Below are 15,688 nucleotides of genomic sequence, written 5' to 3'. Positions count from 1 at the left end.
GATCCCCCCAAAGGCCTTCCCATGAATCTCTTACGATTGCTTCCCTTGGTTTTTCTTGTCACCACGGTAACGGCCCAAGCCGACGAGTTTGATCTTCACTCGTTCGATCGTCAGCAGTTGACCGGCGTTTATTTTTCAGAAGGAGCTAACGCAGCCGACATCAACGGCGATGGCATCGTCGATGTCGTCTACGGTCCTTATTGGTTTGCAGGGCCAGAGTTCACCACCAAACGTGAGATCTATCAGCCGGTCGCGCAAAATCGAGAACAATACGCCGATAACTTCTTCAACTGGCTTTACGATTTCAACGGCGATGGGCGGAACGATGTTTTTGTCGTCGGCTTTCCCGGGACGCCTGCTTACGTGTACGAAAACCCTGGCCAAGATGGCTACGACAAACCTTGGCCAAAGCATCAAGTGTTCGACTGGGTATCGAACGAATCGCCCCAGTTGGTCGACATCGTCGGGGATGAGCAACCGGAACTCGTTTGTACCCGCGATGGCTTTTTTGGCTTTACGACATTCGACCCGCAGCACCCCTTCAAACCTTGGCAGTTTCATCGCGTCTCCGATCAAATCGCATCGAAAAGATTTGGCCATGGCCTGGGCGTAGGTGATGTAAACGGGGATGGCCGGCAAGATATCCTCTTCGCCCAAGGTTGGTTCGAGCAGCCAGCCGAGAATCCCCTCACCTCACGCTGGGCCATGCATACGGCTTCCTTTACCGAAGGTTACGGCGGCGCCGAGATGTATGCTTACGATGTCGATGGCGATGGTGACAACGATATCATCACCGGCCATCGCGCTCACGACTTTGGCCTGGCTTGGTACGAACAGGTAACCGAAGGGGACACGACCTCCTTCAAGCATCATTTAATCATGGGAGAACATCCGTCCGAAAATAAGTACGGCGTCGTGTTCAGCGAACTTCATTCGATCGCCTTAGCCGATATCGATGGAGACGGACTGAAAGATATTGTGACGGGCAAAACCTATTGGTCGCACCATCGTCAAAGCCCGCAATGGGACGCCGGAGCGGTGGTTTACTGGTTCAAGCTGGTCCGTGGTGAAAATGGCGTCGACTGGATTCCGTACCAAGCAGATGGCGAGGCCGGCATCGGTCGCCAGATTTCTATTGTCGATGTCAACAACGATCAACTTCCCGATATCGTGGTTGGCGGTATGCTGGGTGCTCATGTGCTGACGCACAAAGTCCAAGCAGCAAGCAAAGCCGAATTTGAAGCAGCGCAGCCGAAAGTATACGCCGGACCAAAACTGCCTACCGTTGAAGGCGCAGAAGCGCTGCGTGGACCGAAGTCGAAAATTAACCCGAAAACAGGGCAAGTCGAGAACGCTTTGGAAGGAGAAAAGCAATCCGGTAAACCGACCGGTGGGACGCTTCAACCCCAGAAAATGTCGGGCTTTAAAGCCGACCATTGGAGCAACGATACTCAGCTATTTTGGACAGGTGCCAAGCCAGGCGACACCTTGGCCCTCGATCTTCCGCCGTTCACCGGCCAGGTCGGTGTCGAAGTCGTCCTCACAACCGCCGGTGATTACGGCATCGTGCAGTTGTCCTTAGATGACCAACCACTTGGCCCGCCAATTGATCTGTACAACAACGACGTCCAGACCACCGGCGTCCTCTCGTTTCCGCAAGTCGCCGTTACTGGCAAGGAACACAAGCTAAACGTGCGTATCCTCGGAGCGAATCGGCAGGCGAAGAAGTCGTATATGTTCGCGATCGACTACCTACGAATTAAAAAACCGGATGGCAGCTTCGTCACTCAAGACTAAATGCCGCCGGCAAGCGTGCGTGAGAACAGCGGCCAAGGAGACAAGTTGTCCGAACCATCTCGGAAATGGATCGATCGGCATGTTTTCCTTGTACTTATTTCCTCAAGACGGCTAAGATACGGGCACCTTCCTACCAAAAACAACGTTCGTATTCAGGAACGTCCCGCATGCTGTCGTTTATGGGAAAAAGCCCCAAGCTTTGCGACCAGCTTTCCCGTCGTGAATGGCTTCGCTTGGGTGGCTTGAGCGCGTTTGGGTTATCGTCTGGCGCACTCTGTTCAGCCCAAGCCTCTGAAAAGAGGGCTCTCGGCAAGACAACTGGTTCGTTTGGCAAGGCCAAACGCTGTATTGTATTGTTCATGCTCGGCGGGCCACCCCAACTTGAAACGTGGGATCCCAAGCCAGCAGCCCCCAAGGAAGTTCGCGGCGAGTTCGGTACCACTGCCACCGCGACACCAGGCTATCACGTGGGCGAACTAATGCCGCTCACGGCCAAGCTAACCGAACGGATTGCCGTTTTACGAGCGATGGCAACCGACGACAACGCGCACTCCTCGAGTGGATATTGGATGCTAACCGGGCGTCATCATTCGCCGAAAGGGCAAGAGAACGCCTTGCCTGGCGCGCCCAACAACTGGCCTTCGCTTCCTGCCGTCGTCCGGCATTTGAAGGGAGATCGAACGAGTTTGCCAGGAGCGATTCGTTTGCCAGAAGAGATCTGGAATACCGGCCGGATTGTATGGCCGGGGCAAGATGCCGGCTGGCTGGGCGATCATGCCGACCCTTGGCTGGTTACCTGCGATCCCAACAAACCTGATTTCCATGTCCCAGATATTGGCCTGCCGGTCGAGATCTCGCCAGAACGTTTCGCCCAAAGAAACGCCTTGCGGGGCTTTATGAACGAGCATTTTCGTTCGCTCGCAAGTACGCCGGTTCAACGTTGGTCGAACTGGCAGCACAAAGCCGTTGAACTGCTCGGTTCTCCCGGGACGCAAGCCGCGTTCGCACTAGATCAAGAGCCAGAGACGTTACGCGACCGCTATGGTCGCAATCGATTCGGCCAAAGCGTTCTTTTGGCTCGCCGCTTAGTCGAGCAAGGCGTATCGCTTGTGCAAGTCAATTGGACGCGTGGGGAAGACGACGACAACGTAGCCCCTGCCTGGGACACGCATGCCAAAAATGCCCAGCGTTTGCAGAACGCCCTCATGCCACCGATGGATCAAGCTTACTCCGCATTGCTGGAAGACTTAGAAGATCGAGGCCTGTTGGAAGATACCTTGGTGGTTTGGATGGGTGAATTCGGACGCTCGCCCAAGATCAACGGCCAAGGAGGTCGCGACCATTGGGGGCACTGCTTTTCGGTAGCCTTGGCTGGGGGCGGTGTCCGTGGCGGCACTATTCATGGTCAGTCTGATCGCCAAGGTGGTTATCCTTTGGATGGACGGGTTGAACCTCAAGATCTGGCCGCCACCGTTTTCCACTGCCTAGGCATCGAGCCGGAGACGATGATTCACGATCCATTTGGCCGCCCCTTAGCCATTACGACCGGCAAGCCGGTGGATGCCATTTTGTAGCCCAATCACGCTGTTCAGGCTCTCCTTTGCCCGCCTTATACTGCCAGCCAGAAATACGTTTCCCTTCCGCTGAAGAGTCTTTACCCACCTCCCCACGAAATCGAGAACGAGATGAAACGATCGACCAATCTAGCCACGCGCCGCGCGTTCTTGGTTGCCTCGGCGTCGGGATTTGCGGGGCTGCACTTTGGCTTACCTCAGCAGCTTGCCGCAGCAGAACCGTCCTATTCGCCCAGCACCACCGCACAAGGGCAGGGGGGTGGCAAAGCGAAATCGGTCATCTTGTTCTTTCTGTGTGGCGGAGCTTCGCACGTCGATACGTGGGACATGAAACCACAAGCCCCTGCCGAATATCGGGGCCCATTTCAACCAGCTGCGACCTCAGCCCCTGGCTTGCAGCTTTGCGAGCACTTACCCCTGCTTCGCCAGCAAGCGCATCACTTGGCCGTCATTCGTTCCGTTTGCGGAACGGTTAGCACCAACGATCACCACGCCGGTTACTACTACAACCTAACTGGGCACCAGCCGGATGCCTCCTTCAAAATCGAAGGGAACGATCGTCGACCTTATCCTGACGATTGGCCGTTCATCGGCTCGGTGGTTGCCTCGCGACGGCGCGATCAGGGTGGCCTTCCCAACGCGATGACGTTGCCCCATAAGCCAAGCAAAGCACCTTACACACGCCCAGGCCAATTCGCGGCTCGCCTTGGCGTTGAATTCGATCCCTTGTACGTGCAAGGCGATATCGCCGAGCCTCTTAAATTTCAAGTTCCGTCGCTAGTCCTTGGCGGCGATGTCACCGCCGATCAACTTCGCTCTCGGCAGAAGCTGCTCGAGACGCTCGATGTTGCCCGCCGTCAATTCGAGAACTCTCCCATCGAGCGCACCTGGAAGCAGCATCAAGAGCGGACCTTGAACTTACTGCTATCCGCGCAAACCTCGCAAGTTTTCGACGTCGCCAGCGAGCCTGAATCGATTCGCGCACGTTACGGATCGGGCATCAATGCGATGAGCTTGCTCTTGGCTCGCCGGATGGTGGAATCGGAAGTCCCTTTTATCACCGTTTTCTGGAAAGAGAACGAGGCCATCAAAAACCAGTGCAAAAGCGCCGGTGGCTGGGATACCCATGGCAACAACTTTGACTGTTTGAAGAACTATTTACTACCAGAATTCGATCAAGCTTTCTCCGCGTTGCTTGAAGACCTGAATCAACGCAATCTGCTCGATCAAACCTTGCTGGTAGTTAACAGCGAAATGGGCCGCACGCCTAAAATTGGCGATCCCCGTTCCGGTGGCGTCAACGGGGCCGGGCGAGACCATTGGACACATTGCCAAAGCGTGCTCATGGCCGGCGGAGGCATTCAAGGAGGACAGGCATTTGGCAGCAGCGACCGCCTAGGCGAACATCCAGCCGAACACCCGCTTACCCCGGCCGACATTGCAAAAACGGTTTACTACGCCGCCGGCATCAACAACCTGCAAGCCCACGATGGCCAAGGGCGGCCTTATAACTTGCTCGAAGAAGGAGATGCCATCCGCGAGCTGTTCTCTTGACGTCGGCGCCAGCAATCCAACAGGGTCAGCCAACGGAAGCCCCGGAAATCGGGGCAAAACGGATCGATCGATGCCTCGATTCCCTCGCGCATTCATCAAAAAGCTTCGCTAATTACGGCTTGGCGATCCAGTTGCGTACCGGCGTTGCGTCGCTAACTTTCCACAGCCGAAGCTCACCATCGAACGAGCCACTCGCCAAAAGTCGCCCGCTGGGGTCGGTGACTTCGCCAGGCTGCTGGGCAATCGCCAACACCCAATCGCCGTGCCCCTTGTATTCTTGCGTGATCTTATTATCGGCCAGATTAATTCGCACCAAGCGTTGGCCAGCACAGGGGACGAAAAGATCGTTAGCCACACGCAAAACCTTCTGCCCTTCGCTGCCCAGGGGAACTTCAGCAACCTTCTTGGCATCCGCGACTTGCCAACGATGCAGCTTGTTATCGGCCCCGACTGAAACAATGTGTTTGTTATCGGGCAGCACGCTAACGCCCCGCACAGCCGCTCCATGGCCAACATAACTTGCCAACAGTTCGCCCGTTTCTGCCTGATAAACTTTGGCCGACTTATCTCGACTACCGGACACTAAAAGAGAACCATCATCGCTCCAGGCCACCGCATTCACCCAATCGGCATGGCTGGCGATCGCGCGTACTTCGGCCAATGTTTGCGTGTTAATAATTCGCAACGAACTATCTGCGGCCGCGACGGCGATCTCAGGCGTGCCTGGGCGAAAAGCAACATCGAGCACGACATCGTTGGTTCTGGCAATTACCCCTTTGACCTCGCCGGAAGCAAAATTCACTAGGCGAACTTCACCGCTCTGACCAGCTTCCCCGCAACCCACCGCTAAGGTTTCGCCATCGGGCGAAAAGCTGAGGGCAAAAATGCGTTGTCCCAAATTAGGAATTCGCCGAGCAAGTGTGGCATCTTCGGCATTCCAGACGGTCAACTCGTGATAGCCCCCTACAATCACTTGCTTCCCATCAGGCGAAAACGTGATCGCGGTTAAAGGAACGGCATGTGTGTACTTCTCTGGCGGCGCGGCGTAGGTGGGGGGAGGAATCACTAACCCTAGTGTTTGTTCTGGGTTATCACCATCAAACTTGCCTCCTGCAGCAATCCACTGTTGCACCAGCGCGATCTTGTCGGCTGGCAGCGGATCGCTCTCTGGCGGCATCCGTTCAAATTCGTCCTCACAAGCGATTCGCCGTAACAGTTCGCTGGGATCGTTAGGATCTTCGGCAATCGGAATCTCGCCAGAGTCGCCTGCTTTCAGCAGTTCGGCATAGCTATCAACGCGATAGCCTCCTTCCGCTTTCTTAGCCCCATGACAAGCCTGACAGTTTTCGAGCAAGATCGGAGCAATATCCTGACGAAAGCTGACTGTGGGCTCGGCCGCCAGCGCCGATTGGGCAGCCAAGCTCAGCAAAACAAACGCGGCGGAGAGATAATGATTCATCGTGCTATTTTCAACTCGGTTATTCACGTAGTCGGTCGAACTTTCAGACCGTTATTCAACGAATGAAATGGCAACGCCACTAATGCTGAAACAAAAACTCATCCGTGTTAAAGAGCGCCCAACAAACATCCTCGACCCCTGCAGCCGGATCGGGGCTTTTCGCACAATGCTCGAGTGCTGTCTTCAGTTCAATATCTGCCGGAGGCCGACAAACGGCGGCCAGATAGATTTCGCGGATCACTTCTTCCACGCTCTTACCTTCGGCCAAACTCTTACGAAAACGATTGTTTTCGCTCCGCAGTTTCTCGTGGATCAGCGGCCCATTGAACAGCTCAATCGCCATACCCAGGTTCGAATCGTCGGCCCGTTCGCAAGCACAAACGGTACTTCGTTCTGGCTGACCGAACACCTTGAGGAAATCCACTTTGACCACATCCGGGGCCGGCAACTGGGTGGCTTTGGTACCTTCCGGTAAGCCGCCGAACTTCTGCTCTAAATTCAATGTCTGATTGATCGCATCGAGCAGTTGCTCAGCACTCAGCATCCGCGGTTCCTGATGTGAGAAGTAAAGCGTGTCGTCTCGATTCAACTTACCGGTCACATGACTGGCCTGATAAGTTCGGCTCGACAAGATTGATCGTAACAGTTGCTTCCGATCGTACCCACTGTCGACAAACTCTTGCGCCAACGCATCCAGCAAAGGACCATTCGTCGGTGGATTCGAGTCGCGGAAGTCGTCGATAGGGTCGACAATTCCCCGCGCGAACAGTTGACTCCAGATTCGATTTGCTTCAATCCGAGCGAAGTATGGATTGTCTGGCTTAACCAACCACTCAGCGAAAGCCACACGCTGATCGGTATCGGGGGAACGCTCGATGCTACCAACTTGAGGTAGCCAAGGAGACATAACCTGGCCGGTGCGCGGCTGCGTCACTTCCCCTGCTGCTGCGGCATAGATGAAAAGTTCTCCTGGTCGCCCGGTTTTCTTTTTTTGCACACGATTAAAGAACGCCCCCAAGCCGTAGTAATTGTCTTGCGTCCAACGCTCGAAAGGATGGTTATGACACTTCGCACATTGCAGACGTGCCCCCAGAAACACCTGAGAAATCGTTTCGACACTATCGTTCATGTCGGCGGAAGTGCGATAGAAATTCGCCGGTGGATTGGCCAAGGTACTGCCGGAACCGGTCAGTAGTTGCATGGCAAACTGATCGTACGGCATGTTGTTATCAAGGGCGTTTTCCACCCAGCGATGATACTTGTAAACCCCTTCATCTCCGACCTGCTTGCTGGTCATCTTCAGCAAGTCACCCCACTTCAACGCCCAGAACTTCGAGTACTCTTCACGCTCTAGCAGGGCATCAATCAGACGGGTTCGTTTATCTTCGCTAGTATCTGCCAGGAAGCTGGTCGACTCCTCTACCGTTGGCAAAATGCCTAGCAAGTCGAGGTAGACACGACGAATGAATTCGGCGTCGCTACACGTCTGGGCAGGAACATACTGCAACTGCTGCAGCTTCGCATTGACGAGTTCATCGATGTAATTGTTCGCTGGCGGAGCGGCCCACTGAAAGCCTTCCTGATCTTCAACAAACATCAACGAAACCGATTCGATGTATTCAAGAACCCGCACCAACACAACCACTTCCCCTCGTTCGCGCGGCGTTACCAAACCATGGGCGTCAACCGTGGCAACACTCGTGTTCGAGGTTTCGTACGCCGCCAAGTGCGTGACGTCGCGGGTACGGCCATCCGAGAAATGTGCCGTCACCGCAAACTGCTGGGCGCCGTCGGCTAACGCATGAACTTGTTTCTCCGAGGGAAACACTTCCAGCTTGGTAATACGTGGTGAACCCGCAGGGTCGGCTTTCGCTCCGCCAGCAATCCAGTCGCGCAAAATCGCAAATGCTTCGTCCTGTTTATGTAACAGCTTTCCGCCACCATGGGCGACCTTCATCATTGGCTTGAGCAGCAAGAGACTTTCTTCCGGTTCCAGCGTATTGATACGACGACCAAATTCCTCGCGGATCAAGGTCAACTCATCAAGCTTCATGTCGAAGGCTCGGAGCGATAAGCGGAAGCCACCTTTTCCGCTCGGCGAACCATGGCACGCGCCCGAGTTACAGCCTTGCTTGGAGAGCGCCACCAAGACTTCCGATTCGAACTCGACCGGACGGGTGGTCGTCATGTGAGTAACTTGCACAGGAATCGTTTGGCGAATCGCACCTAGTTCGACCACAACTTCTGCTTCGCCGTCTGCCACCGGATAGACGACGCCGTCACGCACTTCGGCCACTTCTGGACGTGTCGAAGTGAACCGGGCCAAGCGAGTCCAATCGCGTGACGTCTCCTCGCTACCGGCACTTTGAAGGACAAGTTGCTGCCTCCCCAGTGGATCGTGCAGTTGGATCGCGGAGGGATAAATCACCAACTCCGACGGACTCGCGATCAGTGGCGGCAGCTCGTGCGTCGAGGCCACGGTAAAGTCTTGCCCACCAAACTTGCTGGCAGCGTTGATCGTCATTGGTGAAGCCGAATTGAGCGCCGCTTCATTGGCGATCGTCAGCTCAAACGTAGCCGATGTTTGGTCTGCTGCCACAACAAGCGATTCCGGTGCGGTAATACCTGTCGGCAAATTGGCGAAAGTCAGCGTAACGGGCTGCGGCTCGCCTCCTTCTCGGCTCAAATTAACTTGAACCGTCCCTTTGCCCCCACGAATCAGCGGGTGTGGGAAATCGAGCTTCACTTGAACCGGATCGAACCAACGTACCGGGACGTCAAACGTTTCCAAACGGCCAGCTCCGTTGAACTCGCCGTACACCAACATCGAAAGCTGCTCAGGCTCTCCTTCGGCTCGCGTGAGCGTTAGGTTGTACGTATCTTTGTCAGGCTTAGCCGTTAAGCCCCAACCCGAGGGCAAGGAGGTCGAAAGGATCTCTACGCCCGCTTTAAATTCAGCCTGAACGCGTTTCAAGGTCAGCGACGCGGCATGCGAGCGGACTGGCCGCGCCATTGCAATCGGTGTTGCCGGTTCCAAGGCGAAAGGAGATTCCGATTCCGCAATCGCGGCCATCGCGATCGCGCCATCCAATTGCGGATTAGGGGCGAGCACCACCGGCTCTTTCGCGCGACGAATGGCATAGCTGTCGACCACGCATGCGTTCTGGGGATTACCAACCGCAGTCGCAACAATCTTGAGCACCTCGAATTGGCCTGGCTTCCATTGATCGTCAGCGGTCAAATAAATTCGGGCCGCCCCAGCTCCGGCAGGAATTCGTGGATTGAGAATCCGAAGCCCTTGCCCAGCATTGGCCAAAGACAAGTCGATCTCTCCATTGAAGCCAAATCGGGCTACCGTTAAATCGATTGCACACGCCCCCTTCTTGGGCGCGACGCCAAAATGCTCGCGTGTATTTGCGTCTCCTTGAAGCGATACCGCAAACGTTCCTGCCGGGGCAATCTCGACCCAATAGCCGAAGTCCACTCCGCCTCGTTTTAGCAAGTCGCACACCTCCAGACGGTACTCGCCATCTTCCGGAAACGTGGCGTCCATACTCCATTCGTCGCTGTCAGCAACCTTCGTCTCGGTGACCTTTGCCCCTGCGGCAGTAAACAGCTGCATTTGCAGCAATGTGGGACTGTTGAGACTGCGCGTGCGAGAAGTGAAGCGGACCGTCTGTCCTTTGACCCCCTGTAGCACAAACTTGTCGACTTCTTTCGTCTGCTGTAAGCAACCGCTAATGCCAACCGGCACCGCTAGCGTCTCCGTGGCAGCCGACTCCGCGATTTGCGGATGCTTGCTGATTTGCAGCGGAACCCATGTCGATGATTGCCCCTCGGGCAAGCGAGCCCGAAGATGGGTTTTGTCAGACAGCCCCGCAGCCAATTGCACTTCGCTGGGTAGCGTTAAATCGGCATCTGCGCCGAGGAACGCAACGCGAGTCTTTTGATCGGTTTGTACCGCCAAAGGATAGCTTTGGCTGACCACCGGAAAGTCTCCCACACGCAGTTGATACAACGCCCCACCAGCCGCGTTCCGATTGTCATGCACTTCGATCCAATAGTCCCCTTCCTCAGGAAACTGATAGCTGAAGCGATTATCGGGGCCGACGTTGGTGTCGTCGGCCTGGATCAAGGTCTTCCCGTCGGCATTTAGCACACGGCAAACCGGGTCCATGGCGGAATGCAACACCTGTGTATGAACCTCACAGGCCACTCGTTGACCAGCCGCCACATGAATGCGGTAAAAGTCACTCGCCGACGTATCGCAAACCCCTTCCACGGAAGCGAGAGTCGGAATCTCTTGCGCCGTTTCCATCGAATGATTCGCACCGTTATCGGCAACCACCGGCAAGTCATCAACCAGCAGTGTCCTTGTTTGGGTGGCGTTTCCGTGGGTGACCAACCACAGTGGCACCGGCCCCAATGGAAACTCTGCGGGAATGGTCACCAACACAACGGCCTGCGTTGGTTCGACCTTCTCCAACTGGCAAGTCACGCCAGGAACGTTGGTCGCGACTCGCAGCGAATCGGTAAGATCTTTGCCCTGAATCACCAGCTTGGTTGCCTGCCCAGGCAGGCAAGTCCTTGGCCGGATTGCTTCCACCGTCTGCGCGTTCAATGGAAACTGCGACCAGGTCAGCAACATACCGACGACACAAGTCGAGATCGTTTTCATTCGCATGGTAACATTGTGGGCAGGAGTTCGAGGAAGGGTAAAAGGTAGACGAAAAGCGTCCGAGGGTCTAAATCAGCAGATCCTGCAGGACTTTTCCCGAACAAATATGATGAGGACGATTTTCACGATCGGGCAGCGTTTCGGCGGTTGGCACCCCCATCGCGTGCAATATGGTCGTGGCGTAATCTTGAGGCGAAACGGGATCAGCAACCGGGTAAGCGGCATGCTTATCGCTGGCGCCGTACACCACCCCAGGCTTAATTCCGCCACCGGCAAGCAAACCGCTGTAGCAGAACGGCCAATGCTCGCGTCCGGCGTTATTCTTGGTGATTTGTGGCCGTCGCCCGAACTCTCCGACCCACGCCACCACCGTTTCTTCCAACATGCCGCGTTCTTCTAAATCTTGCAGCAGTGCGGAGAGGGCCATATCGGCAGGCGGGATTAAATCGTTTTTCATCCGATTGAAATTGTCGCCATGGGTATCCCAGAAGTTCTTCCCATCGTTATGCCAATTCACCGAGACCAACGGGACGCCGTGTTCCACCAGGCGGCGTGCCATCAGGACACACTGACCATGAATATTGCGTCCATAGCGATCGCGGGTCGCGTCCGACTCTTGCGTGAGATCAAACGCCTGGCGAACGTGGGGCGAGCCGATCATTTCGATCGCGCGAGTTTGATGGCTATCGAACGCAGAACCTGCCAGCGATTCATGCAAACTTGCCCGCTGCGCGTCCATCATCTTTAGCAGGGCGACGCGTGATTCTAGGCGATCGAGCCCCATATTATCGGGCAACCCTAACCCTTGCGGTCGCCACTTCGGATCGTTCAGGTCCCCTTTCAATAACATCCCGTCGTAAGCCGAGCCGAGCCAACCACCATGCTGCCCCGGAGCTTCCCCCCCAGACGCCGCCGGATGCAAGGCTTTCCACGGCATCGCCACGAACGAAGGAAGCCCTGCTTGATTGGGGCGGAACTTGGAAATGAGCGAACCGAGATGCGGCGAATCTTTGGAACTCGGTGGATCGGCATCGCTTTTCACAACCGGGGCCAATTGCCCGGTTAACGTGGCGTGTCCGCTGGACAAGTGAGCGGGATCGTCATGCGTTAACGAACGAATGATGGCCAGCTTATCGGTCCACTGGGCCAATCGGCTGAAGTGTTCGCAAATCTGCGTACCGGGCACCTTGGTTGCGATCGGATTGAAATCGCCCCGAACTTCCGCAGGCGCATCGGGCTTCAGGTCGAAGGTCTCTAGCTGGCTGGGCCCACCCCACATGAAAATGAAGATACAAGCCTTGGCGGGCTTTTTACGGGGTGTCAATTGACTCAAGTTGGCCGCTTCCAGTTGGGCCTGTAAGCCTCCCCAGCCTAAGCCCAAGGCGCCGAGCGCCCCAACTTGGAGAAGTTGGCGACGATTCACTTGGGACGCTTGGCGAAACTCATCGCATCCACTGGTCTGATTTGATCTACGCCGTGACATTATTCACTTGCTTGCAGGAAGGGGAGGGAAGTGGAGGTGAGCAAGACTACAAGCCGTTCGTGTATGAACTTGCAGTTTAGTTAATCGTGGGAAGGGAAATTCGTTAAAACAGTTCGGCGATCGGTTCGCCGTGATAAATCTGGTGGGGACGATTTTCAATGTCATGCCAGGCGGCCGTCGCGGGGATGCCCAAGGCACTGTAAATGGTGGCCGCGAAGTTTTCAGGTTTCACAGGGCGTTCGGTCGGGTAGGCCCCCATCGCATCCGAGGCTCCAATCACGTTCCCCCCTTGCACGCCGCCGCCAGCGAAAAACACCGACTGCAACGCACCCCAGTGGTCGCGACCGGGCAATTTGTAGTGTTTTTCCAGCAAAGTAATTTGGGGAGTCCGTCCGAATTCCCCTGCCATGACAATTAACGTCTCGTCGAGCTCACCACTTGCTTGCAAATCATCGAGCAGGGCCGACAACGCTTTGTCGGTAGGAGGAAACAGGTTGTCTTTTAAGTGGGGAAAAGCATTGCCGTGCGTGTCCCAGGTTTCGTCGTTTCCTAAATTAACTTGGACAAGCGTCACCCCGGCCGCCACCAGCTTACGTGCCATCAGCAGCGACCAGCCGAATGAATTTCGCCCATAACGATCGAGGTCTTTACTATCGGCGTGGGTAACATCAAGTGCCTCGTGAACACTCGACTCGGTCAACAGCGAAACGGCCCCTTGGCGTAAACGGTCGAAGTTCTCGACTTGCGCATGATGGCCTAACGCGCGACGTTGTCGCTTCATCGACTTAAGCAGCGTTAAGCGGCCCTCGACCGATTCCATTCCCAAGCCACTCGGCAGCGAAAGTTGCGGGGCCTGAAACAGGCGGTTATCCGCTTTGCCTCGCTGTTGATGATCGAACGCGAACTCCGGAAAAGCACCGTACGAAGCATTGTGAAATGGAGAAGCTTCAATCAGCCACGGATCGTGCCGCGGCCCCATCTCGCCGGCATGTTGCCCAGGGATGACTCGCCCGCTGCTATGTACCAATCTCTCTGGCAACACGACGGCGGTCGGCAGATTATTCTTTTGGCGCTCGCGTAAAGCATACCCGCCGATCGCGGCAATCGAGGCACGATCTTTGCGGCTAGGGGCGTTGGGGCTAAACCCCGTCGGCAGCGTCGAATGCCCTGTCAGCATCATGTGATGCCCAGCGGAATGCTCGTTCGATCCATGGGTTAACGAGCGGCACAAAGCCCAGCTTTCGCTTCGCTGGGCCAGTAACGGCAAGTGTTCGCAAATCTGCAGACCTGGGGTCTTGGTCGAGATGGGTTTGAATTCGCCCCGAATATTCTCCGGAGCATCTGGCTTCATATCGAAGCTTTCGTGCTGAGCTAATCCACCAGACAAGAAAATGAAAATCAACTTCTTCGCTTTGCCGTGCGGCTTAGTAGCGGACGCAGCGTTCGCTTCTCGTAGGCCTGTCAGATGGTTCATTCCCAGCCCAAGAATACCAATCGCTCCGGCTTGCAGCGCCTCGCGCCGCGTGACCAGAGAATGGTTCCAACCGTGCGTCCGATTTCGCTGCGCGGCTCGGCTCATGCACTCGCTCCGGTATAGAGGTTGGAAATCACCTTCCCGTTGAGCAGGTAATGCGGACGCTGCAGAGGGTCGGAGATCGTCGCTTCTTCGTCGACCCCCAACGCATTGAACACGGTACTGCAAATGTCGGCGGGAGACCAGGAATTGGTTATCGGGTAGGCTGCCTGAGCGTCGGTTTGCCCCAAGACTTGGCCACCTTGTACACCTGCACCGGCGAATAAGCCAGAATAGGCATGCGCCCAGTGATCGCGTCCAGGAATGGTTTGGCCTGGCAAGGTCGAAATCTTCGGAGTGCGTCCAAATTCGCCCATCACAATCAACAACGTTTCATCCAGCAAGCCAGAACTCGCCAAGTCATCGGTCAATGCTTCGAGCCCTTGGTCGAGTTGCGGCAAGAGCGTGTTCTTAAGTCTGCCCCAGTTATCGATGTGGGTGTCCCACGTTTGCACAATTCCCATCGTGGCTTGCACCACAGGGACGCCTGCTTCGATCATTCGTTTGGAAAGGAGCAACGATTGGCCAAACTTGTTTCTCCCGTATCGGTCGCGGGTTTCGTCCGACTCGCGATTGATTTCAAAAGCCTGGGTGAGCTTTCCAGAGGTGAGCAAGTTGTAAGCGATCGACTGTTGATCGCGCAAAGAGTTGGCCTCGCTACCGGCCAGAGTTGTGTGTCCTCGATTTAAACTTTCCAGCAGTTGGCGACGCGATTGCAACCGCCCAGTCGAAACGCCTTCCCGCATCGACAAGGCTTGCATACGAAAGTCTTTGTCGTTCGGGTCGCCGTTGATCTGCCAAGGATCATGTTTGGAACCGAGAAAACCAGCATGCTGACCAGGCCAAGTCAAAGGCCCTTCGATCAAATAATTGGGCAACGAAACGCCGCTCGGTATTCCGTCGGTGCGGGGCTGAATAAAGTCGAGCGCTGCCGCGAAATTCGGAAAGTCGTTTCTGCTTTCCACCCGATCTAAATCCGAGCCACCACGTGGTATCGGAGTAGGGCGACCTGTCAGCGCGACGTGGGTAGCCAGCAGATGGTTATGTTCGCGATGGGCTAACGTACGAACAATTGCCCAGCGGTCGGTTTGCTTTGCCAGCTTCGGCAAGTGTTCGCACACCGCCACGCCAGGAATGGTGGTCCCAATCGCCGAGAAATCACCACGAACTTCCGCTGGTGCCTCAGGCTTCGGATCGAGCATATCAAGCTGACTCGGTCCACCACTTAACAACACGATCAGTACCGACTTCGCTTGGCCGAATCCAGGCGGTCGGCGCTTGCTCGCATCGTTCGCAGAAGCCGACAACGTAGGCCATGTCGAACCGACAACACCAGCGGCGGCAACTCGCAAAAAATTCCGGCGATCCAATCCGAAAAGCGGAGTAGTAGACATGGCAGGTCTTGTTTTGCTTGGGCAAGCGGGAGGGAACCGCAGCTAGTGCGGGGATTAGGTGGGCTAGATCAATATCAACCATCCTCTGGTGAATTGCAACATGAATATCAAGGAAGCCACCAAGCGGATGTCACCTGTTATCAACAGAGCAAACAGCAAAGAATTAGCTGCCGGTC

At 55.6% G+C, this 15,688-nt stretch carries 8 protein-coding genes; 3 read left to right on the top strand and 5 right to left on the bottom strand.

Annotation, left to right across the window (positions count from 1 at the left end):
* Window positions 1-21 precede the first annotated feature (21 nt).
* From DTL42_RS13930 to DTL42_RS13920, 3 genes are all read left to right on the top strand, one after another.
* Window positions 22-1,797 carry an FG-GAP repeat domain-containing protein gene (locus tag DTL42_RS13930; protein ID WP_114369344.1) on the top strand — a complete coding sequence of 592 codons (1,776 nt, stop codon included), beginning with the start codon at window positions 22-24 and terminating at the stop codon, window positions 1,795-1,797.
* A gap of 167 nt (window positions 1,798-1,964) precedes the next feature.
* Window positions 1,965-3,371, top strand: coding sequence for a DUF1501 domain-containing protein (locus DTL42_RS13925; RefSeq protein ID WP_114369343.1), 1,407 nt, complete (start codon window positions 1,965-1,967; stop codon window positions 3,369-3,371).
* 111 nt (window positions 3,372-3,482) lie between these two features.
* Window positions 3,483-4,925 (top strand): DUF1501 domain-containing protein, encoded by a 1,443-nt coding sequence (locus tag DTL42_RS13920; protein WP_114369342.1) that lies wholly within the window; start codon window positions 3,483-3,485, stop codon window positions 4,923-4,925.
* A 112-nt stretch (window positions 4,926-5,037) separates the two neighbouring features.
* Here the strand turns inward: DTL42_RS13920 and DTL42_RS13915 are convergent, their stop codons facing one another.
* The 5 genes from DTL42_RS13915 to DTL42_RS13895 form a co-directional block, all read right to left on the bottom strand.
* Window positions 5,038-6,384 (bottom strand): c-type cytochrome domain-containing protein, encoded by a 1,347-nt coding sequence (locus tag DTL42_RS13915; RefSeq protein WP_114369341.1) that lies wholly within the window; start codon window positions 6,382-6,384, stop codon window positions 5,038-5,040.
* Window positions 6,385-6,463: 79 nt separating this feature from the next.
* Window positions 6,464-11,068: a DUF1549 domain-containing protein gene (locus DTL42_RS13910; RefSeq protein ID WP_114369340.1), complete on the bottom strand. Its 4,605-nt coding sequence runs from the start codon at window positions 11,066-11,068 to the stop codon at window positions 6,464-6,466.
* Window positions 11,069-11,129: 61 nt separating this feature from the next.
* Window positions 11,130-12,485 (bottom strand): DUF1501 domain-containing protein, encoded by a 1,356-nt coding sequence (locus DTL42_RS13905; RefSeq protein ID WP_158545376.1) that lies wholly within the window; start codon window positions 12,483-12,485, stop codon window positions 11,130-11,132.
* Window positions 12,486-12,648: 163 nt separating this feature from the next.
* Complete coding sequence (locus tag DTL42_RS13900) at window positions 12,649-14,124, bottom strand: DUF1501 domain-containing protein (RefSeq protein ID WP_114369338.1); 1,476 nt, start codon at window positions 14,122-14,124, stop codon at window positions 12,649-12,651.
* Window positions 14,121-15,512: a DUF1501 domain-containing protein gene (locus DTL42_RS13895; RefSeq protein ID WP_114369337.1), complete on the bottom strand. Its 1,392-nt coding sequence runs from the start codon at window positions 15,510-15,512 to the stop codon at window positions 14,121-14,123. Before DTL42_RS13895 ends, DTL42_RS13900 begins: the two co-directional genes overlap by 4 nt.
* Between the last annotated feature and the right edge of the window lie 176 nt (window positions 15,513-15,688).

Source organism: Bremerella cremea (genome assembly GCF_003335505.1).
In the GTDB taxonomy this organism is placed as follows: domain Bacteria; phylum Planctomycetota; class Planctomycetia; order Pirellulales; family Pirellulaceae; genus Bremerella; species Bremerella cremea_A.
This window is presented reverse-complemented; position numbering and strand designations above follow the sequence as displayed.